Source organism: Collinsella aerofaciens (genome assembly GCF_040920445.1).
In the GTDB taxonomy this organism is placed as follows: domain Bacteria; phylum Actinomycetota; class Coriobacteriia; order Coriobacteriales; family Coriobacteriaceae; genus Collinsella; species Collinsella aerofaciens_BH.
On the sequence record NZ_JBCOTQ010000106.1, the window covers coordinates 1 to 1,272 of the forward strand.

Annotated in this window: 1 protein-coding gene; it reads right to left on the reverse strand. The window is 54.8% G+C overall.

What is annotated here, in order from left to right:
- On the reverse strand, positions 1-396 hold a 396-nt coding region (locus AB5405_RS09810; RefSeq protein ID WP_368138361.1), incomplete at its 3' end, for a recombinase family protein.
- Positions 397-1,272: the final 876 nt, after the last annotated feature.

Sequence of the window (1,272 nt, forward strand, 5' to 3'; positions counted from 1 at the left end):
GGCGATACCCTCGGCCTGGCGTTGCCTGATCAGATCTCGCTCAAGTTCCGCGGTGCAAGCATGGGTGCCAAGCACGAAGCGCCCGAATGCGGTATCTAGATCCACGGGCTGTTTCAGGGACGTGAGCTTCACGCCGAGGTTTCGAAACATAAGGTCATAGTTGAGCAGCTGCCTGGTCGATCTGGTCAAGCGCTCCCAGGATTCGACCACCACCTCGTCGCCCGCCCGCATCTTCTTGAACAGGCGCTTCTGCTGCGTCCGGTCGCCGTCCTGGGCACCCGTGACCTTGTCCTTGTAGATATGGCCATAGGCCACGCCAGCGTTCACCAGAGCCTCGATCTGGCGGTCCAACCTCTGGTCTTTCGTGCTCACGCGAGCATATCCGTAACGTGTCATTTCAGCCTCCTGCCTCGTATTTGATTTTCCCATGGGAATTGACGTGGAGGTTTTGACACTGGGTTTTGGCACTCGACGTTCACAGCATCGAGGGTTCGATTTTCGAGTGCCCAGAGGCATACCTTTTGAGACTGTTTAATTTGAACAATAACAGAGGTGTACCAGTTAACCGGGGTAGTCGCAGATTCGGTTAGAATTGATGTCACGGCGCATTCCGTGCGCGGGCGGCCGACGATTTGATCGGAGGTCACCATATGCTGAAATTCCTTAACGCGCTGGCCGCTCTTGCAACGGTCGGCACGTTCATCATCGCGTTTTTAAACTCGTATGAGGTTCGGATTAAGGTCCGTAGGCGTACGCGCGGTGCGGACAGTGGACGGCATTTGCGCCACAAGCGCAAATAAGAATGCCCGGGGGTCGGAGCCCGGGCATTTAACAAAGACTGAAAACTAGGCCGCCCGCGCTCCATGTTGCTTACACGGGATGCGTCGTTTTCTGTTGTCATTCTACCCTCTTTGGGCAGATAAAACCACCGTACGCTTGGGTTCTCATGCGAGTTCATCCATCGTCCATGCGGCGTAATCGCAACAGTGGGAGCCGTCCAGGACAGCTCATCTTACAATCGAATGAATTGCAGCTGCCGAATTGATCTCCATAAACATGACGCGGCTGTAGAATGAAGCAGGGTCGAAACGAAGCAGTTCCCGGACAATTGGCGTCCGGCCAGACACTTCGGTTCGGCCCTTTCTCATGCGCATTTCTAGAAACGCCTAGTACGGATACAGGTCTGGACTAGGTCCACTCATCGCCAGCGACATGTATTCCGAAATGATTGCGAATCGCTTTTGATGCGGTGCCTGACGGCACCTATGATCC